The sequence below is a fragment of the bacterium genome, from assembly GCA_039961635.1.
GTDB lineage: Bacteria > 4484-113 > 4484-113 > JAGGVC01 > JAGGVC01 > JABRWB01.
Genome location: JABRWB010000041.1, coordinates 20,235 through 43,160, shown reverse-complemented (window position 1 = coordinate 43,160; position 22,926 = coordinate 20,235). Strand labels below are relative to the sequence as shown.

22 protein-coding genes and 1 tRNA gene are annotated in these 22,926 nt (G+C 51.8%); 17 read left to right on the top strand and 6 right to left on the bottom strand.

From position 1 onward, the window contains the following. Positions 1–217: 217 nt before the first annotated feature. The 4 genes from HRF49_06760 (at position 218) to tsaB (ending at position 3,607) form a co-directional block, all read left to right on the top strand. Complete coding sequence (locus HRF49_06760) at positions 218–1,519, top strand: replication-associated recombination protein A (GenBank protein ID MEP0814349.1); 1,302 nt, start codon at positions 218–220, stop codon at positions 1,517–1,519. 88 nt (positions 1,520–1,607) lie between these two features. Beyond that, positions 1,608–2,453 (top strand): DUF58 domain-containing protein, encoded by an 846-nt coding sequence (locus HRF49_06755; GenBank protein MEP0814348.1) that lies wholly within the window; start codon positions 1,608–1,610, stop codon positions 2,451–2,453. A 46-nt stretch (positions 2,454–2,499) separates the two neighbouring features. Further along, a complete protein-coding gene (gene tsaE / locus HRF49_06750; GenBank protein MEP0814347.1) occupies positions 2,500–2,940 on the top strand; it encodes a tRNA (adenosine(37)-N6)-threonylcarbamoyltransferase complex ATPase subunit type 1 TsaE in 441 nt (146 codons plus the stop codon). After that, entirely contained in the window at positions 2,933–3,607 is a 675-nt protein-coding gene (tsaB, locus tag HRF49_06745; protein MEP0814346.1) for a tRNA (adenosine(37)-N6)-threonylcarbamoyltransferase complex dimerization subunit type 1 TsaB, read from the top strand. The genes tsaE and tsaB overlap by 8 nt, the downstream gene beginning before the upstream one ends. Positions 3,608–3,624: 17 nt before the next feature. Here the strand turns inward: tsaB and HRF49_06740 are convergent, their stop codons facing one another. Then, positions 3,625–4,011 carry a prepilin-type N-terminal cleavage/methylation domain-containing protein gene (locus tag HRF49_06740; GenBank protein MEP0814345.1) on the bottom strand — a complete coding sequence of 129 codons (387 nt, stop codon included), beginning with the start codon at positions 4,009–4,011 and terminating at the stop codon, positions 3,625–3,627. 216 nt (positions 4,012–4,227) lie between these two features. Between HRF49_06740 and pyrF the strand changes: the two genes are divergently transcribed. The 6 genes from pyrF (at position 4,228) to HRF49_06710 (ending at position 10,618) form a co-directional block, all read left to right on the top strand. After that, positions 4,228–5,223 (top strand): orotidine-5'-phosphate decarboxylase, encoded by a 996-nt coding sequence (pyrF, locus tag HRF49_06735; GenBank protein MEP0814344.1) that lies wholly within the window; start codon positions 4,228–4,230, stop codon positions 5,221–5,223. A gap of 212 nt (positions 5,224–5,435) precedes the next feature. Beyond that, entirely contained in the window at positions 5,436–6,608 is a 1,173-nt protein-coding gene (locus tag HRF49_06730; protein ID MEP0814343.1) for an alanine--glyoxylate aminotransferase family protein, read from the top strand. A 55-nt stretch (positions 6,609–6,663) separates the two neighbouring features. Further along, entirely contained in the window at positions 6,664–7,599 is a 936-nt protein-coding gene (locus HRF49_06725; GenBank protein ID MEP0814342.1) for a 3-phosphoglycerate dehydrogenase, read from the top strand. 81 nt (positions 7,600–7,680) lie between these two features. Further along, the gene (locus tag HRF49_06720) at positions 7,681–9,021 is read left to right on the top strand and encodes a DUF1015 domain-containing protein (protein MEP0814341.1); all 1,341 of its coding nucleotides are present in this window, start codon (positions 7,681–7,683) and stop codon (positions 9,019–9,021) included. A 52-nt stretch (positions 9,022–9,073) separates the two neighbouring features. Continuing rightward, positions 9,074–10,258, top strand: a complete 1,185-nt coding sequence (locus tag HRF49_06715; GenBank protein MEP0814340.1) for a pyridoxal phosphate-dependent aminotransferase — start codon at positions 9,074–9,076, stop codon at positions 10,256–10,258. Between the two features lie 33 nt (positions 10,259–10,291). Beyond that, on the top strand, positions 10,292–10,618 hold the full coding sequence (locus tag HRF49_06710; GenBank protein ID MEP0814339.1) for a carboxypeptidase regulatory-like domain-containing protein: 327 nt from the start codon (positions 10,292–10,294) through the stop codon (positions 10,616–10,618). Positions 10,619–10,627: 9 nt separating this feature from the next. On the opposite strand, the gene HRF49_06705 is transcribed toward HRF49_06710, so the two are convergent. Further along, on the bottom strand, positions 10,628–11,824 hold the full coding sequence (locus HRF49_06705; GenBank protein ID MEP0814338.1) for a phosphodiester glycosidase family protein: 1,197 nt from the start codon (positions 11,822–11,824) through the stop codon (positions 10,628–10,630). 141 nt (positions 11,825–11,965) lie between these two features. Here HRF49_06705 and HRF49_06700 point away from each other — a divergent pair, with 141 nt between their 5' ends. From HRF49_06700 to HRF49_06680, 5 genes are all read left to right on the top strand, one after another. Beyond that, positions 11,966–12,430, top strand: coding sequence for a Rieske (2Fe-2S) protein (locus HRF49_06700; GenBank protein MEP0814337.1), 465 nt, complete (start codon positions 11,966–11,968; stop codon positions 12,428–12,430). Then, positions 12,427–13,122, top strand: a complete 696-nt coding sequence (locus tag HRF49_06695; protein ID MEP0814336.1) for a cytochrome b N-terminal domain-containing protein — start codon at positions 12,427–12,429, stop codon at positions 13,120–13,122. Before HRF49_06700 ends, HRF49_06695 begins: the two co-directional genes overlap by 4 nt. 81 nt (positions 13,123–13,203) lie before the next feature. Next, positions 13,204–13,566: a cytochrome b subunit of the bc complex gene (locus HRF49_06690; protein ID MEP0814335.1), complete on the top strand. Its 363-nt coding sequence runs from the start codon at positions 13,204–13,206 to the stop codon at positions 13,564–13,566. Between the two features lie 155 nt (positions 13,567–13,721). Beyond that, a complete protein-coding gene (locus HRF49_06685; protein MEP0814334.1) occupies positions 13,722–14,846 on the top strand; it encodes a cytochrome c3 family protein in 1,125 nt (374 codons plus the stop codon). 154 nt (positions 14,847–15,000) lie between these two features. Next, positions 15,001–17,142: a hypothetical protein gene (locus HRF49_06680; GenBank protein MEP0814333.1), complete on the top strand. Its 2,142-nt coding sequence runs from the start codon at positions 15,001–15,003 to the stop codon at positions 17,140–17,142. 58 nt (positions 17,143–17,200) lie between these two features. Here the strand turns inward: HRF49_06680 and queA are convergent, their stop codons facing one another. The 3 genes from queA to HRF49_06665 all read right to left on the bottom strand — a co-directional run bounded on the left by queA (position 17,201) and on the right by HRF49_06665 (position 20,492). Continuing rightward, positions 17,201–18,316, bottom strand: coding sequence for a tRNA preQ1(34) S-adenosylmethionine ribosyltransferase-isomerase QueA (queA, locus tag HRF49_06675; protein ID MEP0814332.1), 1,116 nt, complete (start codon positions 18,314–18,316; stop codon positions 17,201–17,203). Between the two features lie 16 nt (positions 18,317–18,332). Further along, the gene (gene trmFO / locus HRF49_06670) at positions 18,333–19,691 is read right to left on the bottom strand and encodes a methylenetetrahydrofolate--tRNA-(uracil(54)-C(5))-methyltransferase (FADH(2)-oxidizing) TrmFO (protein MEP0814331.1); all 1,359 of its coding nucleotides are present in this window, start codon (positions 19,689–19,691) and stop codon (positions 18,333–18,335) included. A 63-nt stretch (positions 19,692–19,754) separates the two neighbouring features. Further along, entirely contained in the window at positions 19,755–20,492 is a 738-nt protein-coding gene (locus HRF49_06665; GenBank protein ID MEP0814330.1) for a rhomboid family intramembrane serine protease, read from the bottom strand. A 63-nt stretch (positions 20,493–20,555) separates the two neighbouring features. On the opposite strand from HRF49_06665, the gene HRF49_06660 reads away from it, so the two are divergent. Together HRF49_06660 and HRF49_06655 are read left to right on the top strand one after the other, a co-directional pair. After that, positions 20,556–20,627 (top strand) — tRNA-Glu (locus HRF49_06660). Between the two features lie 58 nt (positions 20,628–20,685). Next, positions 20,686–21,312, top strand: coding sequence for a hypothetical protein (locus tag HRF49_06655; protein ID MEP0814329.1), 627 nt, complete (start codon positions 20,686–20,688; stop codon positions 21,310–21,312). 60 nt (positions 21,313–21,372) lie between these two features. On the opposite strand, the gene HRF49_06650 is transcribed toward HRF49_06655, so the two are convergent. Then, positions 21,373–22,665, bottom strand: a complete 1,293-nt coding sequence (locus HRF49_06650) for a citrate (Si)-synthase (GenBank protein MEP0814328.1) — start codon at positions 22,663–22,665, stop codon at positions 21,373–21,375. Between the last annotated feature and the right edge of the window lie 261 nt (positions 22,666–22,926).

The following is a 22,926-nucleotide window of genomic DNA, read 5'->3' as shown; positions in this document are numbered from 1 at the left end:
TTCCCCTTGCCGAAGGGTTCCTTTGCGGGCTGAAATTGCAACCGGCCCGGATCCCGGCCCGATTGTACCTCAAGGTAACGTCAGTCGGACAGCATTTCAAGACGGAATTTAAAAGGTATGAGTTCACAAATCGAAATTGCGTCCGATAAGATCCCACATCCGAAGATGCGCTTATAATTGGCTTGTGGCTGGGTTAAACGCGCCATTAGCCGAAAGGATGCGCCCTCGGACGCTCGACGAGTTCGCAGGACAGGAGCATTTAGTCGGCGAGGGCAAATTGCTGCGGAATCTGATTGTCAGCGACAATATGCCATCGCTGATACTTTGGGGGCCGCCGGGATGTGGAAAAACGTCGCTTGCCAACATAATCGCGGAAGCGACAGGAGCGCAGTTTATTAAACTATCCGCGGTTACGAGCGGCATCAAGGATGTAAAAGAGGTCGTTGATAAGGCCGGTACCCACCGATCCATGTTCGGAAAGCCAACGATCCTTTTCGTTGACGAGATTCATCGGTTCAACAAAGCCCAGCAGGACGCGTTCCTGCCCCATGTCGAAAACGGGACAATCACGCTTATCGGTGCAACAACCGAGAATCCGAGCTTCGAGGTTATCGGGCCGCTACTATCAAGATGCAAAGTATTGGTTTTGCAGCCTCTGAATGCCGATTCAATAGTTTCGATATTGCAAAACGCTCTTTCGGAAACCGAGCGCGGCCTTGGAACGCTCAAAATAGTAGTGTCCGACCAAGACCTGCATAGAATTGCGCAGGTGTCTGACGGCGATGCAAGATTTGCACTCAACACGCTCGAGCTTGCAGTCGAGATTTATTTAGCAAGACATCCGGAAGCTAAAGATTACGAACCGGCCACCGTGGAGCTTACGGAGGAACTTCTGAAGGAAGCGCTGCAGGAAAAGGCCGTGCGCTACGACAAGGAGGGCGAGGAGCATTTTGACCAGATAAGTGCTCTGCACAAGGCGGTTCGGGGAAGCGATCCTGACGGTGCGCTTTACTGGCTGATGCGTATGCTTGCGGGAGGCGAAGACCCGAAATACCTTGTACGAAGGATGATTCGGATGGCGGCGGAGGATATCGGATTGGCCGATCCAAATGCACTCGTGCTTGCCGTCGCGGTGAAAGACGCCGTCGAGTTCGTGGGGCTGCCGGAGTGCGACGTTCACCTTGCAGAGCTGGCCATATACTTGGCATGCGCCCCGAAGTCAAACAAGGCGTACCTCGCGGTTGGTACGGCCCGCCGGCTAATCGAGGACACCGGCAGCCTGCCGGTTCCTTTGCACATCCGCAATGCGCCGACAAGACTGATGAAAGAGCTGGGATACGGAAAGGATTACGACTACCAGCACGATCACCCGGGAGCCTTCAGCCCGCAGAAGTACTTGCCGGATGAAATAGATGGAAGTGTGTTATATAGGCCGTCTTCCCGCGGTTATGAGGCGAAGCTGGCCGAAAAGCTTAAGAAGTTGTGGCCGGAAAGATATTCTGGCGACTCCCGGGATTAGGGATACCTGGGGCTGGTAAAATCGATTCGTGGAAACTTCGAATACTCAACCTACTGATTCGGCTTCAGCTCTTTTTGATGCCGCATTCATGTCCCAGCTTGAGCAACTGCAGATAATCGCCAAAAAGATGTTTCGAGGCAAGCTCCGAGGGGAAAAACGCAGCCGAAAGCTCGGACAGAGTGTTGAATTCCACGATTTCAGGCAATACATGCCGGGCGACGATATCAGGCGAATCGATTGGAACCTCTATGGTCGGATAGAACGCTATTTCGTAAAGTTGTTCGTCGAAGAGGAGGATTTGACGCTGTACCTTCTCGTGGATTCCTCGAAATCGATGTCGTTCGGCACGCCGCCCAAGTTCGATTACGCACGAAGGCTCGCCGCGGCGTTGGCATATATCTCGCTTTCAAACCTGGAAAGGGTATCGGTAGCCGTTTTCGATACCGACCTTGGTGTGATTCAAAGACCGACACGCGGGCGCAGCAAATTCGTCCACCTGTTCAAAATACTCGAGGCGCAAAAGGCTGACGGGAAAACGTCGCTTGTTCAGGCGGTAGCCGAGTTCCTTGCACTTAAACAAGCGCCGGGCGTTGTCGCGATTATTTCCGACTTTCTGTTTCCTTTTCCCGCTCGTGCGCTTTCCGGGCTTGTCGGCAGAGGAAACCAGGTGGCGCTTATCCAAGTGCTTCTTCCAGAAGAAATAAAGCCGGAATTGTCCGGCGATTTGGAGCTGCTGGATTCCGAATCTGGCGAACGAGTGGAAGTTAGCATGGGAAGTTCAGTATTCAAGATGTATGTCGAAAGGCTGGCGGAACTTCAATCCGAGCTTTCCCGATGGGCAGCACGTACATCAAGCGATTATGTATTAATTCCTTCAGGACGTGACCTAACCAAGGCGGTTCTGGGCGATTTGAGAAACCGAGTAATTCGGTAATGCTTGGTATACTTCATCCGTGCGCATTTTTGATTCGCGCGAATGCATGTTCCAGCTTGGATTCGATATAGCTTCCAGAATTGCGCGGCCGCTCAATTTCTGGCTAATCGGGCCGCTGGGTGCCGGAAAAACGGTGTTTGCAAAGGGCCTGCTGAAAGGAATCGGGGCGTCCGAACAAGCAACGTCTCCTTCATATTTGGTTGCTAAAGAATACATCGACGGCAGAATCCGCGCCGTTCATTTGGATCTTTTCAGAATGTCCGGAATCGAGAAAATGAGGGAGCTTGGTCTTCTGGAATATTTTGACGACTCCTGGCTGGTGATCTGCGAATGGGCGGACCGGCTGGAAAACCACGCGGAATACGGAGGTTTAATAGTTCGATTCGAGTATGCCAATAGCGACAAACGTACCGTTGAATTTGAGATAGTTCAAAATGCTACGTCCAGTGAAATAAGCGCTGAACTTGGAGAATTGATTCTTGGTTAAGCTGTTAGCAATTGATACGAGCGGCCCGACGTGTATTTTGGCCGTTCATTTGGACGGGGAAGAGGCAGAGGTCAAAATTGAATTTGACAAGTCAAAAAACGAGGCTTTAAAGCAATCCGTCGCCGGTTTACTGTCGGATTTCGGACTGCGCCCGGATATGCTTACCCATATAGCCGTAGGCGTAGGGCCGGGAAAGTTTATTCGGCTGAGAACCGGTATTTCATTTGCGAACGGGCTTGCATCATCAATCGGCGTACCGATTGTCCAGGTGGACTCTCTTGCGGTTCTTGGATATTCTTGTATAGCGGATCCGAAAAAAATCGCCGCCGTTCGCGAAGGAGGAAAAGGCAAAGTATTTTTCGCCGTTGGCCTTAAGGATTCAGAAGATCCACTATTCGATCCGCGCACGCCTTGGAAATACGGCCCTTCTGAAACCACTTTTGACAAATTGTGTGATTCCGCGATGGCTTACGCCGAGCTGATTGCACTCGATGACGATGCACAAGCAGGCTTTCAACAAAGAATACTGGTTCCCGGCACCCACTTTGCCCACGTTCACAGTGACGCCAAAGTGCAGGCGTTTTTAAGGCTGGCTATCGAAGGAGTAAGGCGCAACAGGTTTTGCGCGATCGCTGTGCCCCGATACGGCGATCCGATTTGGAAATGACGGCGACCGGAATTTTCTTACGATTCGGTTATGGCGTAGTCTTCCGTCAACGTGAATGTTGGACCGTCGAAGGAGGGTGTTGCCACCACGGTGAAACCCTGACCTCCGTTTGTGAGGGAAATCTCAATCGTGTATCCGAACATTTCTACGGAATTAGCGGAGAAGCGTGCATCTAGAAAACCATTCGTTTGAAGCGTTATGAAATCCCCGTAAATCCAGTTTTTGGGATAAAAGGCTTCCTCCGCCGACGAAATGTTGCGTAGCGTACTGATAACCGACTTGATTTGCGCTTGTTGTCTAGATGCAAGCATTATCGGCACCGCGGTTGCCGCGATAATCGCGATTATCGCCACTACAATCATCAGCTCGATAAGCGTAAATCCGCTCGAACGGGAATTAATCATGGATGGCTCCTGAAATAGCGCCTGCCCATAAGCAAGCAAGCCGATTAATAATACCCGTGAATTTATGCGTCAGCAAGCATAAATTTTACAACTGCATCAACTTATTCGAATTGGAAGAAAGATTGCGAATTGCATCTAATTAGGCCAAGTCCTTGTAATGCCGGGAAAGCCTCGTATAATCGAATTTCCATCTCCTTAGTAGGCGGTAACATCGGGATGAACCAAAACATTTCGGAACGTGCGGCAAAAACAAATTTCGGCGACAGGTTGCTCCGGTCGGTTATGCAAAAAAAATCCGTTCTTGTAATCGGGCTGGATCCGCGCCCTGAAGACTTGCCTTCTCCATTGCTGTCCGAAATTCGTAGTGGATTCAGCCCCGATTCCCTGGGACCGGGAAGGGAAGACAAAAGTCTTGCCCGCGCCGTTTACACGGGCGTAAGAAAGTTCTGCATCGAAATTATCGACTCTACGGCCGACTTTGCATGCGCCGTGAAACCGCAGATTGCTTTTTTTGAACAGCTTGGCCCGGCCGGATACAGAATTTTGGGTGACATACTTGCGCGAGCGCGCAACAGGGAACTGATCGTGATTATGGACGTCAAGCGGGGGGACATAGGAACTACAAGCGACGCCTATGCCCGCGCTTGGCTTGCATCGGTAACGCCTGCTGGAGTGCCAAACACCCTCGAATGCGATGCGGTTACCCTGGCGCCTTATTTGGGATGGGACACAGTCGCTTCGTTCGCCCCTTATTTTGAAAACGGTAAGGGTGCGTTCGTTCTTTGCAGAACGAGCAATAAAAGTGCCGTAGAATTTCAGGATTTGAAATCCGGAAACGAGCGAATATGGGAGAAAACCGCGCAGTTGATTGCAAAATGGGGCTCGGACAAAACCGGGGAGTCAGGTTTTTCTTCGATTGGAGCGGTCACTGGCGCCACTTACCCGGAAGAAGGCCGCCGGATTAGGGAAATTCTGCCGAACGCCTGGTTTCTGGTGCCCGGTATTGGCGCGCAAGGTGGAAAGCCGGAAGACGCCAGGTGCTTTACAAGAGCGGACGGAACCGGAGCAATTTTCAACGCCAGCAGGGGCGTGATATACGCATATAAGTCCAGAGAATACGAGCGATTTGGCGAAAAGGGATTTGCCGATGCCGCCAGAGCAGCCGCCGAAAACCTCCGAACCGTACTTTGGGAAAATTGCGGTATATTGTGATTTGGTGGTTCGAATTACAGCCGGCGGCCGATTTGATCTACCTTTGCGGTTTATGGCTCTTGGCGTAGGGTTCACATTCGCATTCATGAGAACTTATGCACTAGCTTCACAAAATCTCCATTTCACAAGCTCCTTTAGTACAATCGCCAGATGAGAGGCCTGACGCGGAATCATTTCCGCCGATCGCCTTGACCGTCTCACGGAGGCCTGAAATGAAGAAAGTGCACCTGTTTACGCCCGGCCCAACAATGGTGCCGGGAGATGTCGCTCTCGCCGGTGCGAAGGATATGATTCACCATCGCACGGATGAATTCAAGGTTATTTACGACAAAGTCGCAGCGGCATTGAAGAAGATTTTTGTTACAGAAAACCCCGTGCTTGTTCTTATGTCCACCGGAACCGGCGCGATGGAGGCTGCTGTTTCCAACCTAATCGGTCCTGGCGAAAAGATGATCACCTTCAACGGAGGCAAGTTTGGGGAGCGCTGGGGGAAGATCGGCAAGGCATACGATTGCGTTGTTCACGAAGTCAAGTATGGCTGGGACGATTGCAGTTCGATTGACAAGCTCGAAAAAGCCATCTCGGAGTGCCCGGACGCAGTTGCGATTTTTACCCAATTGAACGAAACGGCCAGCGGAATAAGGAATCCAATCAGAGAAATGGCGGAAGTTGCCCATAACGCCGGAATGATGATTGTCGTGGACGGAATTTCCGGCCTGACCGCGATGGAATGCCCGATGGACGCTTGGGGGTTGGACGTTTTGCTTTCGGGCAGCCAGAAGGGTTTCATGCTTCCACCCGGGCTCGCTTTCATTTCCCTCAATCCCAAGGCTACCGAAAAGGTCAACAACACAAAACGTCGTGCCTTTTACTTCAACCTGCAAGCGGCCATTAAAAACGATGCCGATCACACCCATCCGTGGACAAGCAATGTCAGCCTTTACCAGCAACTTGCAGTCGCTCTGGACATGATATTGGAGGAAGGTCTGGAGAACGTGATACACCGCTGCCACATCCAAGGCGAAGCCGTGCGAAGCGCTGCCAAATCCTTGGGGTTCGAGATCCTGAACGCCAAGAGCCCAGGCGACGTTTTGACTCCTATATTGCTCCCTGAATCCGTCCCCGCTTCAAAGGTTGCTAAGTATGTCCGCGGCAACTGGGGAGTTTACTTCGCCGCAGGCCAGGATGAATACAAGGACAAAATCCTTCGAATCGGCCACCTCGGATATCAAGACCATTTCGATACGATTATGGCCGTCGCGGCATTCGAAATGGCCATGAAGAAATTCGGCGTCGATATCGAATTGGGAAAGGGAGTCAAAGTAGCCGAAGAAATACTTCTTGAGGATCTAATCGGAAGCGCGGCCAAGGCCGCAGCCGGATAGCTAGTTCGTTTCCCATTCGCCGCGCATCGCGCGAACATACAAAGGAGGCAAGCAGATGGCGAAAGTTTTAATATGCGATTCGATGTCCAAAGGACCGCTTGAGGAGATCAAAGCGTGCCCATACCTTGAGGTTGTTTACAATCCGGAAATCACTCCCGAGCAGTTGCTTACTGCGGTGAAAGGAATGGACGCTATTGTCGTCCGGTCGCGCACAAAGGTGACTGCTGCCGTCATTGATGCTTCCGACTCGCTAAAGCTAATCGTGCGCGGTGGCGTCGGGGTAGACAATATTGACTGCAACGCTGCTGAAGCGAAGGGCATCGAAGTGAAAAATACGCCGGCCGCATCCAGCGTATCGGTCGCCGAGCTTGCGATCGCCTGCATGTTCGCCCTGGCGCGAAAAATAGTTCCCGCCGTTAATTCTATGAAGGCGCATCAATGGGAAAAAAAGGCATTTGCCGGTGTTGAGCTCTGGCAAAAAACTCTAGGATTGATCGGCGTAGGCAGGATTGGAATTGAAACGGCACGGCGAGCAATAGGCCTGGGGATGAAGGTGATAGGCTTCGATCCCTACGTGGACGTAACAGGCATTTCCGACGTGCCAATCGAAGCGGCCGCCCTTGACGATTTGTTGTCCCGGTCTGACTATATTTCAATTCACACACCACACACCGAGGAAACCCACAATTTGATTAATGCCGATAAACTTGCCCTAGTCAAGCCAACAGCGTTTCTTATCAACTGCGCGAGAGGCGGAATCGTTGATGAAAAGGCGCTAGCGGAAGCGCTGCGCCAAGGCAAGATTGCAGGAGCTGCGCTGGATGTTTTCGGCAGCGAACCGCCAACGGAGTTTCCCTTCGACGGATTGGACAATGTTGTTTTGACTCCCCACATCGGAGCCCAAACCGCCGAAGGGCAAGGCCGGGTCGGAAACGAAGTTGCGTCTATACTCCGAGAGTACTTTGCTTCCGAAAAGTCAGCCTCGGTTTAACGCCGCTCGCTTACGCAAAATCCGCGCAAGCACCTTAAACATTGATATTCCGGGGGCGCGCCCCGTTCCTGAGGTATGCCAATGGCAAAAATAGAACCTTTTCGAGCAACCAGATTTTCCACCGAATTGGTTGGTAATCTCTCCGATGTAGTCGCACTGCCCTACGACAAAATAACTCCAGCGATGCAGGATGCTTACTACGCCAAAAGTGAATTTAACATTTGCCGGATAAGCAAGGGAATACCACAAACTGGCGACTCGGAAGGAAACGATGTCTATTCGCGTGCCGCGGAAACTTGGAAGAGATGGCTTGAATCAGGCGTTTTGCGCGAAGACGATCGACCTGCGCTTTACGTCTACCACCAAATATTTCAAGTTGGCGGAACTGAATTCACGAGGCGCGGCTTGTGCTGCATGGTGGAGCTTCAGGATTACGGAACCGGAGGCGTAAAGCCGCATGAAAGAACGCTCGACGCGCCCAAACAAGATAGATTCAAGTTGTTGATGGCGCTAGACGCTCATCTCGGGCAAATTTTTCAGCTTTACCCGGATCCCGACAACGAGGTCGCTTCCTTGTTGGCTGAAGCCTGCATAAGTGAACCGGAAATGGAAGCAACAATCGAGGAAGACGGCCAGGTGGTTCATCGGGTTTGGGCGATTACGCACCCGGATACTATTAGTACGATCCAAAACCTGCTCTTGGGAAAACAGCTTTTTATAGCCGATGGCCACCACAGGTACGAAACGGCTTTGAATTACCGCAACGCAAGAATGGCCGAATACATAGGAGGCCCTGACGGGCATAATCCGCGGTTCGCAATGATGACGCTGGTTGGAATGAGCGATCCCGGACTTGTGGTTTTGCCGACCCACAGAGTGCTATTTAACTTGGCGCATTTCAACCCAGGTGATTTCATAAGCCAGATTCGGCAATACTTCGCGATAGCCGAAATGCGCAGCCTGGATGAATTGGCGGCCGAGATGAAATCCCGCTCCGATAAGCTGGGCCGCAATGCATTTGGATTTTATATGGGCGGGCGCTTTTATCTGTGCGAGCTTTCGGACCATGATATTATGCGCCGCCTCGCGCCCGAAAGGAGCGAGGCATGGCGGTCGCTGGACGTTGCCGTGCTCCACGAAGTGGTATTGGAACATTTGCTTGGCATATCGAAGGAAGCCCAAGCTGCGAAAACCAATATCAGCTACGATAGATCGGCAATTTCGGCGCTTGCAAAGGTCAATTCCGGTACGCACCAGCTGGCGGTTTTGATGAATCCGACAAAGCTGAGTCAGATTCGAGAAGTCGCTGGCAACGGGGAAGTGATGCCCCAAAAGAGCACGGATTTTTATCCGAAGCTCATAACGGGTTTGCTTGCCTGTAAGGTGAATTTGGGAGCCAAAAGGCAAGCTGCCGCGTCGTAAACTTCGTATTCGATGCGGCCGCTTCATCCCACGAGAGCTTTGGAGGAATGGAATGAAGTTCGCATCGAGAATGTCAAAGCTGGGAACCGAGACGGCTTTTGTTACTCTTGCAAAGGCGAAGGAGCTCGAAGCCCAGGGAAAAAGCATTGTCCATCTGGAAATCGGAGAACCTGATTTCGCAACTCCGCGCAACATAATCGATAAGGCTCATTGGGCCTTGGAAAACGGTTACACGCACTATACTCCCTCAGCGGGATTAAGAGAAATGCGTGAAAAGTACGCGGAATATGTTTCGAACCGCTACGGAGTGCAGTTATCGGGCAAAAACGTTGTAATTATGCCGGGGGCGAAACCCGTCGTATTTCTTACCGCGCTTGCGCTCGTGGACGAGGGTGACGAAGTGATCTACCCGAACCCCGGTTACCCGGCGTATGAAAGCGTTTCTACGTTCCTTGGAGCGAAGTCTATTCCGATCATTCTAAGGGAAAAAAACGAATTCAGATTCGACATTGACGAGCTCAAGTCGCTGATAACCCCGAAAACGAAGCTGGTTTTCATCAATTCGCCCCAGAATCCTACCGGCGGAATGCTGGCCAAAGAAGATATCATTGCTATTTCCGAGTTGGCCGAAAAGCACGACTTTTACATTCTGTCCGACGAGATTTACAGCAGGATCGTTTACGAAGGCGAGCACTTCAGCATAATGAATACCGATAATCCGCTCAAGCGCGTGATCTTGCTTGATGGCCACAGCAAGACATATGCAATGACTGGTTGGAGGCTAGGATACGCCGTCTGCAACGAGGAGCTTGCCGCCAAGTTGGAGCGACTGATGACGAATGCGGCATCGTGCACCGCTGCATTTACGCAAATCGCCGGTGCGGAAGCGCTTCATGGAGATCAAACAGCGGTGGAAGATATGGTACGCGAATTCAAAGAGCGCCGGGATTTGATAGTAGACGGACTTAACGCTATTGAAGGGGTTTCTTGTCTGATGCCGAAGGGCGCTTTTTACGTGTTCCCCAACTTTTCTAGCTTCGGAAGGTCTGGGCGGGATATTGCAGACCATCTACTTTACAATGCGGGCGTTTCCTGTTTGGCTGGAACCGCCTTCGGTGAACACGGAGAAGGGTTCCTGCGGTTCTCCTACGCCAACAGCAAGGAAAACATCAAGGAGGCCCTCAGGCGTATAGCTGAGGCGATGCCGCTGCTCGAAAAGCATTCAAGCGCCACTTAGACTGCGCTATACTGTATTTTTGCTTTGGAGGTAATGATGAATTTCAGACGCATTTCAATCGCTTTTGCGGCGCTGTTGTTGTTGGCGGCATATTTGGTTTCCTGCTCGGAGCCGCCGCCCGGTGAAATAACCGGCAGTGTCCGCAAGGATGGCAACCCATATGGCGCCACTCTGGTGGCGGTCAATGACAAAGGCGAGGAAGTCAGCCAAGGCCAGGCAGTCGACGGCGTGTACACGATTACTGGGCTACCCCCGGGGCATTACACCGTTAAATGTATGGATTTTCAAGGCAACTTGCTTGGGGAACAGGAAGTGGATGTAGAGCCTGATGGATCCCACCCCCTGCATTTTGAGCTGTAGCGGCCCGGTTTAAAGAAACTCGTCGAAAGGCACTACCGCCAAAATATTGCTGACGCGCCTTGAAGCGCCGTCTTTGGGCTCGTTTACAACTTTGCCGTCTACGAACATGGTGGACGACCCGCCGCCATCAAAGCCCATCAAGTCGGATAGTGGATACAGGCCAATCATCGCATAGGCCAGCTCCGTCCAGGTGGCGCCGATACTGTAATCCTTCGAACCAGAGTCAACCACGACGATGAGTATTTTCCCGCTGACGGTTTTTCCTACGGCGGTTCTTGCAGTAGGGTAATTGAACGACGCTTTGAATCCTTCTTTTGCTGGATCCAAAACCAGCCTACCTTCTTTTACAAGCATCGGGCCCCCGCCCAGTAGGTATGGAAAGGAATCCCACTCCTTTGGCAGGTTCGTTCGCACAATTACTTCCTCGCCAAGCATCACTTTGTCCAGCCAAGTAAGGCCCTTTAGTATGGACGAATGGAAGGAAAGCACCATGCCATCGCTTGGAATTCTTGTGTTGTTCCTGTTTACTTCCTGAATTAGATACCTCTCCGGTTCGAGAACCGCAAAGGGGTAGTAGGTTGAAGTGGGACTGATGCGCCTGCAGAGAACTTCCACGCCCCATTCGTTCGTTTTTGTTGATGGTCCGAACTCCGGATAGAATACAATTAAATCGCCTTCCTTTCTCGGGCGGTTGATGCCGTGAATTGGCACCGACTTGTCCACATCCGGAAAGTAAAGCTCGGCGCTAACCCTGAAAGTGCCAAAACTCGCGAAGCCCTTTTCGTCAATTCCCAGTACGGCCCGGTTAAGCCATTGGTTGTATAAAAGTCGGTGTTTAACACCGATTAACCCAACCGGTAAATTGGTTTTGGTGTCAAAGAATCCGCCGTTGATGGCAGCCACCGCCCCTGCTCTCTTGGCGATCGAGCCAACTTCTTCCAAGGAACCTATTCGGTTATTTGCTATAACCGGCTTAAGGCTATACGAACTGAGCGGATCAACCTCGACGACGAAAATGTGCGCCGGCCCACGCTCGAAAATCATCCTGTAATGTACAAATTCAACGCCGTCGGCGATATTGCGGCGCCATGTCTTGTCCAGTTCCCAAGCTGAAGCAATCTTTGACGGCAGACAAAAAAACAGCGCGGCCGCCCACCAGAAAGCGGTGGCGGCAAACATAAATAAACGTATCGGCCCCGAAAACACAACGGGATGATAAGCGAGCTCCTCGTGATAGTCAAACCGATATCAATAAAAAGGTACCGATTTACCGATAACTGTTGACAAGTTGAGAAAACACCACTAGCATTTTTATGGCTCTGTGTTTCCCCGATTCGGAGGTTAATAGTGGTAAAGGAATTCGAACCAGGGCATGCTGACGAGTCCAATGAGGCTCGTCGCAAGGCTGTCGAATGGCTTCTTGGGAGCTCTTTCCTCGGCCTTGCATTCATCATTTGCTTCCCCTTACTCAACATCCTTATTCCACCCAAACGAACGTCGGAGAAAAACGAACTGATCGAGGTGGGCCCCGAGGGGTCGGTGGGCGACGGTTCTCCCAAAACTGTAATGGGATCTGATGGCGTCCCGATTATCGTATTCCTTGCCGATGGAGCGTTAAAAGCACTAGAAAAAAAATGTCCTCACCTTGGCTGCATGGTCGACGTTGCAAGCAATGAACTTGATTGTCCCTGCCACGGCGCACGGTTCACGTTCGACGGCAAGTTGATCGCCGGCCCCTCACCCAGGGATCTTAAGCAATACAAAGTGGTAATACGGGAAGGAAAAATCTTCGTTGGGGCGGAGGTGTCATGAGCGCATCTCCTCAAAGCAAATCTGAAAGGCCTTGGAGTTGGCGGGTAGGCGACTGGTTCGAGGAACGGTTCGAATGGCGGGAATGGTGGCGCGCGCAAGCCAACCAGATCGTCCCATTGCACGCAACAAACTGGATGTACTGCCTTGGCGGCTTGACCTTTTTGATGTTCGGCATCCAGCTTGTAAGCGGAATTCTTTTGCTTCTTTACTATAAGCCAACAGTTTCAGAGGCATATAACTCGGTTAGATTCATCGCTACCGAGGTCAGCTTCGGCTGGTTTGTCAGAAGCGTCCACCATTGGTGCGCGAACTTGTTCATTGTGTTTCTCTTCCTCCATATGGCGCGGGTTTTCTTTACAGGAAGCTACAAAGCACCGCGAGAGATGACTTGGGTCAGTGGGGTGGTATTGCTCTTAATCGGACTCTTATTCGGTTTCACGGGATACCTGCTTCCTTGGGATCAAATTGCCTACTGGGCGACTACTGTCGGCACCGATTTGGCTAAGGCCGTGCCCCCGCCTGCGCTTGGAAACCTTCTTATAGTGCTTTTAAGGGGCGGAGCCACGGTATCCGGCGACACTTTAACCAGGTTTTTCATGTTGCACGTTGTCTTTCTTCCTTTGGGGACGCTTGTTTTTATGCTTGGTCATTTCCTTATGATCAGGCGCCAGGGCATTTCAGGCCCGCTTTAGGAGGTCATCGTGGTTTACCATCCGCGTCCAGGAGAAAAAGTCGTTGGGCCAAGGTTTTGGCCGACGCACCTTTTAACCGAAATGGCGGTGGCGATTTTTTGCCTAGGCCTGATTGTAATTTTGTGCGGCTTATACGTAAAAGGGCTCGAACCTCCCGCAGACCCTTTCACGACTCCAACCCACATAAAGCCTGAGTGGTATTTTCTGGCGGTTTATCAACTATTAAAAGTGGTTCCAAAAGACTTCGCCGGCATTCAAGATTTCAACAAGCCGTTTACGATCATTATCTCCGGCCTGTTTTTCCTGGCGGTTGCTTTACTGCCGTGGCTTGATCGCACTCCGGCAGATGCACAGCACCCCATCAAAAGGCCGCTGGTTTCACTCGCCGGCTTGGCATTTGTGATTTTCTATATCACTTTCACAATCTGGGGGTATTATTCGTGAAAACTCCTAGAATCGCATTTCGCGAGGTTTTTTTGCCGATAACTGCTCTTTTATTGTTATTCTTGACCAAACCCGCCTTGGCTCAAGAGGTTGTAGGGAAACGCTCGGATAGTTGTATCGCCTGCCACGAAAAAATGGGAGGCAAATATCTGAAATTGGTTCAGGATTTCAAAAAAAGCACGCACTGGGATAAGGGACTGGGTTGCGTTGATTGTCATGGAGGCGATCCAACTTCAGGAGACGTGGCGGTCGCGATGGATCCTGCAATTGGTTTCGTCGGCAAGCCGACCGGCGGCCAGATACTTGATACCTGCACGAAATGCCATGCAAACCCGGAATACATGAAGCAGTTCGGAAATATGCGCACCGATCAGCTTGAACTTTACAAAACGAGTATTCACGGCAAGCGCTTTTTTGAAAACGGCGACATGAATGTTGCATTCTGCTCGGACTGCCATTCGCCGCACTTAATTGCTCCAGCGTCAAATCCGCAGTCATCCACGCATCACGAAAACATCCCTGCAACCTGCGGCAAATGCCATGCAGATAAATCGCTAATGTCCGCCTATGGAATAGACGCCGATATAGTGAGCGATTACATGGCCGGCCGGCATGGCGAACTGCTTTTCAAGGAGAAGGAAACAGCCGCACCGGTATGCACTTCCTGCCACGGCTATCACGGCGCTGCGCCTCCGGGAGTAGATTCTGTCGTGAATGTATGCGGCTCTTGCCATCTTCGAACCGAGCAATATTACGCGCAAGGGCCTCACAATGAAGCCTTCAAAGCTATGAGCTTTCCTCGCTGCATAACTTGCCACGATAATCACAAGCTTAAAAAACCTACCGACGAGTTCATAACATCAACCGAAAAAGGCGGATGTTTATCGTGCCACGACACCAAAAGCGCGGCGTACGCAACGATTAACACGATAAAAACATCGCTTGCCGGACTAAACGAGCTTCACGAGGAGTGTCTTACACTAGTTGAAGAAACGGAAAAAACTACGCATTTAAGTATGACCGATATGCTTCCAAAGGTGGAAGAAATAACCACGAAACTGCTTACGGCGCGCGGCCTCCAGCATTCAGTCGATGGAAAGCTCATTTCCGACAACCACAAAGAGGCCGAATCCATTTACATGGAAATCAAGTCTTTCACCACGAAACTGATTTCGCGGGGCAGACAGGCCAAGCGCACAGTTTTGATTTTGGGGGCTTTGGTGTTTGCTTACGGCCTGCTGATGCTGTACTATACGAAGGTGGTTTTGGGAAACCGGTAGTAATTCTCAAGCCCCGGACGGCGTCCCTGGGCGCCTGTCCCTGTTTAGACAGATGACCCTGCCGTCGCCAACCAAGCTTCGTTTTTGGTCGCAAATCTCGCTCAAATCGAGCGCAGATTTGCGTCTTTTTTTTCTTCTGCCGGCTATCTTGATATTGACCACGTGTGGCGGTCAGGACAAGCACAACGCCGCCAAAGTGCCCGTCTCCGAATTTTCCGAAACACCTCCTGCCGGAATTTCCGCAGACCTGTGGAAATCCCTTCCCAACACGCCCGGCCACGGCTCCCACGTACTCAAAGAGCGGATGGAATGCGCAACGTGCCACAACACCGACAACTTCCTGGAGCTGCCCGATCCCAAAAAATGCCTCGAATGCCACGCTGAAGGCCATTTCACCAGCGAACAGGCAAAAAACCATTGTTGGGCTTGTCACGTTTTCAAAGTCCAAAAAACGGGAATGGAGCTTGTTCCCGAATTCAACGACTGCCAGATATGCCACGCCGAACCACTGCAGACTGAAATTAACAAGGATTTCTTTTCCCCCGATGCTGCGATGGCAATATCCTGCAAGAGTTGCCACAATCCACACGACGAAAGTTACGAGATTACGTCTTCTACCTGCCTGAACTGCCATGCGGTTTATAAGCCGGGCCAGACTTCCAATCCGGGACATCAATCCTGCGTTCAGTGCCACAAGCCCCATTCCTGGACCAACGTCGGAAACGCCGAGTTTTGCACGCAGTGCCATACCCAAACAACGGAAGTGCTTGAACACAACTTCCCATTCCACCCCAAGAACTGCATCCAATGTCATAGCCCACATTATCTGGGCAATTTCAAAACCGGTACTTGTGCAAGCTGCCACGAACCGGGCTGGAAGGAGCGTTTCGCTCCCGCATCGGCACCGGCGAAGCACAAAGATTGCCTTAGCTGCCACGCGATTTCCGACTGGAAGGTTGCAGCTCCATCCAAATGCCTCGAATGCCACTCAAGAGCCATTTATCCGGGCGCGGTGCCCGCTTCCAGCATTCCTTCCAAACATAAGCAATGTTTGTCATGCCACCAGAACCACACGTGGAAAGCGCCCAGAGGATCCTCAACTTGCCGCAGCTGCCATGCTCCAGTTGTCAAGGAAGTGCTCAAAGGCAAAATGCAAAACTGCGCCATTTGCCACAACACCCACGAAGGCAGCTTCAAGGGCTGGCAGTCTTGCGCCGCTTGCCATCACAGCCCGGTCGCCAATTCCAAAGAACTGCCCGCCAAAGCGGATTGCAGCCTCTGCCACAATCCACACACCTGGAAGCCCAATCTTCCCGCGGCAACGGACGCGGAACTTGCTCAAATCTTAGAAATCTCCGAAGCGGAAGTAGCGAAGCAAAAGGCCGACAAAGCTCTGAAGCTGAACGAATTCCAGATGGCCGCGGTTCACACTCTCCGGAACAGCAAGTTCTGCGGCCAATGTCATCCTGACGTGCGCGATTCCGGTCTGGCGTCGCTGAACAACGTAAAGGCGGATTGCGCGCTTTGTCATTCCGATCACCTGTGGAAACCCGAGCCTATTTTGTGTCTGTCCTGCCACGCAGACATCGGAACCGACACTGCCACGGCTGGAATGCCCGAGTGTGCAATGTGCCACGCGGGGCACAACTGGTCTCCCGAACCGCCGGGAGCCTGCAAGACCTGCCATCCATCGCAGGTGGATAACGGCAACGCCTCTTCAGGTCAATTCAAAGCAAACTGCGCGCTGTGCCACATCCCTCATACCTGGACTCGGACGCTGGATTGCGCTAGCTGCCATGCGGATAAAGCGGATGAAACTTCCTCCGGGCCGCATGTATCCTGCTCTTTCTGCCATGCTGACCACAACTGGACGCCCAAGCCGGAAGTAGCCTGTGCGACTTGTCATGCGGACATTGCGGAAACCAACTTGAAATCGAAAATGACGACGTGCACGATGTGCCACGCAGCCCACTCATTCAGCAAGACTGAAATGCCATCTTGCACGATGTGCCACGCGGACAAGCTTCAGGCAAACGAGGAGAGCATCAAAAACAACTGTGCAATGTGCCATGCGACACACGAGTGGAAGGCGGATCCCGAAAGCTGCGCGTCTTGCCATGCGGATATGACATCCAAGGGGCTGCACGTTCGCGATGGTCATCAAAGCTGTATGACCTGCCACGCAAACCACGCCTGGCGGGAGGTGCCGAGGCAAAACTGCCAAATGTGCCATGCCGACAAGGACGAGGCGCATTATCCGGATAAATCCTGCCGGGAATGCCACTACTTTAAGTAGCAAAAACATTAATGTTTGGCGTTTGACTTTTCGGGCGCAGAATCTCAACGATTTTTCATCACTCTATAAGCATGCAGTCGCCGAACGAATAAAAGCGGTAGCGTTCCGAGATGGCCGATTGATAGGCGTTTCTTATCACGTTCCGCCCCCCAAACGCATACACCATTGCCAGCAAAGTGCTTTTCGGTAAATGAAAGTTGGTTAACATTGCACCAACTACTTTGAAATTGTAGCCGGGAAAGATGAACAAATCCGTTTCGCCTTTTAATTTGAAAGGTGTACCGTCCACCGAGCAATTGCACGGCGAGAATACAGCTTCGAGCGTGCGCACGGTAGTTGTGCCTGCTGCAACGATCCGCCGGCCTTCGCGGATTGCTTTTATAATCGCCTCGGCTGCTTCTTCGGAGACGCGATATTCCTCCTTATGCATTTTGTGCATGGCCAAATCCTCTGACCTTATCGGCAAAAACGTTCCAATGCCTATATGCAGAGTGATTCGCTGGATATCAACGCCGCGCCTCGCGATTTCGTCAAGAACCTCTTGCGTGAAATGCAATCCGGCGGTAGGAGCGGCCGCGCTACCCCTGTTTAGCGCGTAGACCGTCTGATATCGGTCGGGAAATTCCGACTGACGTTTGATGTATGGTGGAATGGGCATTTCCCCGCCGGAATAAAACATTTCGAGAAATAACGGCTCCTCCAATTCGGCCGCAGGATGCATGTCATCGAGTTTGAATTGCTCTTCATCGTGGCATTTGGGCAAGTAGGCCGTTGCTTTTATTATTCCACGCGGGCCTCCTTGCTCCGCCCATTCGACCTCGATCAGAAAATCGTTCACAAGCAAGTATCTATCGCCTTTCTTCAATCCTCCCCGCACTTCGGCGATTACTTCGAACCGATATTCATCCATCTCCTTCAGTACGACGATTTCCACCGAGCCGCCGGTGAGTTTGCGTCCGCGGATTCTTCCGGGAATCACCTTGCTGTCGTTCAGCACCAATACATCCCCAATCCTAAGCAGCTTAGGAAGATCACGGAAATTTCTGTGAATTATCTCGCCGGAATTGCGGATTACATGGAGCATTCTTGACGCCGATCTATCGTCCAGGGGCTCCTGCGCTATCAGCTCGGACGGAAGCTCATAATCCAGGAGTTCAATGGGATAAGAAGACATGTCCGCAAGTGTTGGATTAAGTATCGACATATCGAAATTCCGTTTCGGACTTGGCTGCAATATCTGCGGCGATTTTTGCAATTCCTTCCCTGCTCCTTCTAATGAACCATTCGGCCCGGTCTTTCTTTTTCAATTTTGGAACATCCTTCCACATGCCGAAAACCGGCGCAGTCGGCCTGTATTCCTTGTTGCCGAAATCGGTCATCCAACGAAGCGCTTCGCCGATTACCGTTTTCTCCGGGATTCGCAAGGGTTCCGCTCCCGAGACTATTCGCACGGCGTTCAATCCCGCCACCAATCCGGTCGCTGCCGCGGATTGATAACCTTCCAGTCCTGTAATCTGTCCGGCGAAGAGCAAATTGGGATTAGCACGATATTGAAGCGTCGGATAAAGCAGCTTCGGAGCATCTATGTAGGTGTTTTTGTGCATTCTTCCATGCCTTAAAAACTTCGCCTTTTCGAGACCGGGAATCAAGGACAAAACGCGTTCCTGCTCGGGAAATTTAAGCCGGGTTTGAAATCCGACAAGCGAATAAGCCGCCCTCATCGAATCTTCCTGGCGGAGTTGCACGACTGCGTACGGTTCCCTGCCCTTTACCGGATCCACAAAACCTACGGGTTTCAGCGGCCCGAATCGCATCGCATCTTCGCCGCGGCGCGCAAGCTCTTCGATGGGCAGACATCCTTCGAACAGGCTAAGCTCCTCGCCATGTCCTAGAGGTACCAATTCGGCCGAGAGCAGCTCCTCTCTGAATCTAACATATTCATCCTTGTCCATCGGTGAATTTAAGTAACCTTCGTTTTCCCCCTTGCCGTATCTTGACGCCTCGAAAATGCGGTCGAATTTCAGCGAATCTGCAGAGACAATTGGGCTGGTTGCATCGAAGAAATGCAGTCTTTCTGAGCCAAGAAACGCGTCCAAACTTCTCCAAAAATTATCGGTTGTGTTTGGCCCGACTGCGACAATCACCGGATCGTTGCCGGATTCGGCTGCAAATTCCGCGATATTGTCGACCGACCCGCGGATGACATGAATCAAGGGATTACATGAAATTGCTTCGGTCACTCTGGCGGAAAACCGTTCGCGATCAACCATCAGCGCCGTACCGCCGGGAAGCGCCTCCGCCTCCGCACAATCGAGTATAAGCGAGCCCAGCATCCTCAATTCTTCCTTCAAGAGACCTGCACTGGTATGCGGATCTTTGCTTTTAAAAGAATTGCTGCAGACTAGCTCGGCAAATCCTGATGTGCGGTGTGCGGGCGGCATGGTGTGGGGACGCATTTCCCATAGCTCAACTTGGACGCCGCGGCGCGCGCATTGCCAAGCTGCCTCGCTCCCAGCTATTCCGGCACCGATTATCCGAATCCGCTTCATGGAAGAAATACTACCCCCATCGAGTAATACCAGCTTCAAACGCTTGAATGCCTGCCGGGAAAATTAGTCGAAATCATAAATTCGGCGCGTCCAGCCGTAGTGTTTGCCACGCGGCGGAGACTTTCTGGCCATAAAGGCTTTTGCAAGCAGCAAACCTGCTGCGAATCCTCCGATATGCGCGCCGTACGCGATGCCTCCCCCGGTAAGTTGGTCCCCCATCGCGCTCCATATCTGGAAAACAATCCAAACAATCAGAAAAAGCGCAGCCGGAATGTATACGAACCTCACGAATACAAAAAGCCACATAAGACTGTAAATTCTGGCCGCGGGATAGTAAACCAGGTAGGCGCCCATCACTCCCGCAATAGCGCCGCTTGCCCCTACCATTGGAACGTCCGACAGTGGCGAAAGCACCACCTGGGCGATTGTTGCCGCAATTCCGCAAAGTAAGTAAAAACCCGCAAATCCAAGCCGACCCATTACATACTCGCAGTTGTCGCCGAACAACCACAAAAACCACATGTTGCCTATTAAGTGCATCAATCCGCCGTGCATGAACATAGAAGTGAAAATGTTCAGATAGACCGGCAGGCCGGTAGCGGGCGGAAAGTCCCTAAAGGTCACAAGCTCCTTCGGTATCGCCCCCCATGTGAATACCGCCGCTTCCATTCCCCCGCTGAACGTAATTTCCAGGTAGAAAGCATAGACGTTGATTGCAATCAACAAAAGCACGACAATCGGCAGGCCGTAGCTTGGATTCTCGTCTCTTAATGGCAAAAAGAACACGCTCCGATTATACATCCTCGGTTTTGCGGCCGAATGTTGCACCCGAAGCCCGCTTTTGGTACTATCTCCCGCTCTCAAGGCCCTATCGTCTAGTGGTTAGGACGTAGCCCTCTCAAGGCTAAAACACGGGTTCGAGTCCCGTTAGGGCTACTTTCCCCGGCAGGCTCACAATTAAAGCATTCCATTCTTGGGGTGCTACTATCTTTCCGTGGAAATCGAAGAGTTATCCATCGGCTCGCTCAAGACGCACGCGCGGGAATGGGCCGAAAGACAGGTCCGCTTCCGCTGCATCATGTGCGGCTATGTGGGCCGCCAGCACGACTTTTACGATGGAAGCGTAGCCTGTCCCAACTGCGCCGACAGGGGGCGCTACCGGCAAAGCTTTCCTGTAAACGTCAACTATCAGCCACTCCTACAATCCATTCATTTGCTTTTTCATGTGCCCGACGAAAATGTGAAAAGCATGGTGGTGAACTTATTCGTGACGGCATACGAGCTGATGTTCGAGGAACTGTACGCGTACCATTTGCTCAACATCGGCGTTTCGGGGGATCTGACCGACTTTATCGTCGACGAAGCAAGAAGCTTCGAAAGAAAAAAGCGGCTGTTTCACGCTCTTTCGCGTGTTTATTTTGACGATGCGGCCGAAAAAATAGGTGAGGCAAACACGGTCGCACGCTTTGAGTACTTTGTACGCTCACGTAACATGATCATCCACAGGGGCGATTTGACTGTAAACGCACGGGCTGTGGAGGAGTGTTTCCGGTTGGTCGAAAAACTTCCTGCCGTTTTTCGAAAGTTCAACAACGAATTCTTTCTCTGGAAGCGTAAATAAGAACGGAGCCGATGCCTTAGCACCGGCTCCGCGAAAGGAAGTTCAGCCAAGTTTATCCGGTTACCCGGCGGCTTCCGCTTTTGCAACCTGCTTCTTAATCCATTCGGTCGTCACGCTCTTCGGACGCGTAATCGGAGTGCCGATCGCCCGATTGTATACGAGCTGGGCAAGCATACCCATCGCGCGGCTCACGCTGAAGAGAACCGTATAGTAGTCGAACTCGCGCAGGCCGAAATAATAGAGCAGGCACCCGCTTGCCGCATCCACGTTCGGCCAAGGATCCTTCGCCTTACCCATTTCGGTCAGGACCTTGGGCACTACTTCGTAAACTCGCGCGACGATCTTGAAAACCGGATCCTCCGGGCATACCCGCAAGCCGAAACCGTGAAACGCCGTGAATCTAGGGTCGGTAATCCTAAGAACTGCGTGGCCATATCCCGGAATGACGCGGCCGGCATTGAGAGTATCCCAGCTAAATTGCCTTAGCTCCTCTTCCGAAGGAACTCCTCCGAACTTTTCCTTTACGTCGAGCACCCATTTGAGGCATTCTTGGTTGGCCAAACCGTGCAATGGACCTGCAAGCCCGTTCAGTCCGGCGCTGACTGCGTAGTAGGCGTCGCTTAGCGCACTGCCGACCGTGTGGCAGGTGTTGGCGCTGACATTGCCGCTCTCATGATCGCTATGAAGCGTCAAATACAGACGCATCAAGTTGGCGAACTCGCCCGTGGGATCGTCAAACCCGAGCATCTTAACGTAATCCGCGCCCATGTCCAAATTCTTGTCCGATGGAATCAGGTCGCCCTTTTCGTAGCGGATGCGGTACACGCCCGCGGCGACTTCAGGTATCCACGCGATTATGTTAAGCGCGTCTTCAAGCATCGGTTCCCAATATTCGTCTTTCTTCATCCCTTCATCGTAGCGTTTGCGGAACTGGCTTTCGTTTTCCAGAACCAGTATCGCGGCGTCAAGCATCACCATCGGATGGGTGCCCTTTGGCATTGCACGCAGAACATCCCAGATGTAAGCTGGAACGCCTTTTCGCTCGGCGAGGTTCTTTTGCAGATCCTCCAACTCTTCCTTGCTCGGAAGCTCACCGGTGACCAAAAGCCAGAAAATTTCCTCCGGCAACTTGTCCTTGATGTCCAGGATCGGGTAGCCGCGGATAACAAGCCCGGTGTCCGGCTCAACAAGCGAAGTGTCACAAATCAGGCCTTTAACCCCCCGCATTCCGCCGTAGGCCTGCCCCACGTTAACTTCGCTGATTTTGACCTCTCCGTGGGTTTTCACAAGATTTTTAATCTCCTCGCGCAAGGGGGGGATGATCTTGGCGAGTTTTTCGTGAAGCTTGGACATATCGGTCCTCCTTGGGGTTCTGTAAGGTGCTTTGTAAGCCGTTTCACTAACAAACTTCAGATGCGGCATAGCATTGCACCTTGAATATTATATCACTAGTCAAGCCCAATCCAACGCAAAGAAACATTGTGAACAAAAGCAGTAGCTCAAAAAAGTGACCAGGTTCACAAATCGGTTCGGCATCATTCTTAAAGTGAACTGTTGCTCTAGGATTCACAAGCCTGAAGATGTATAACCCAGTTTAGGGCCAGACAGGCACTC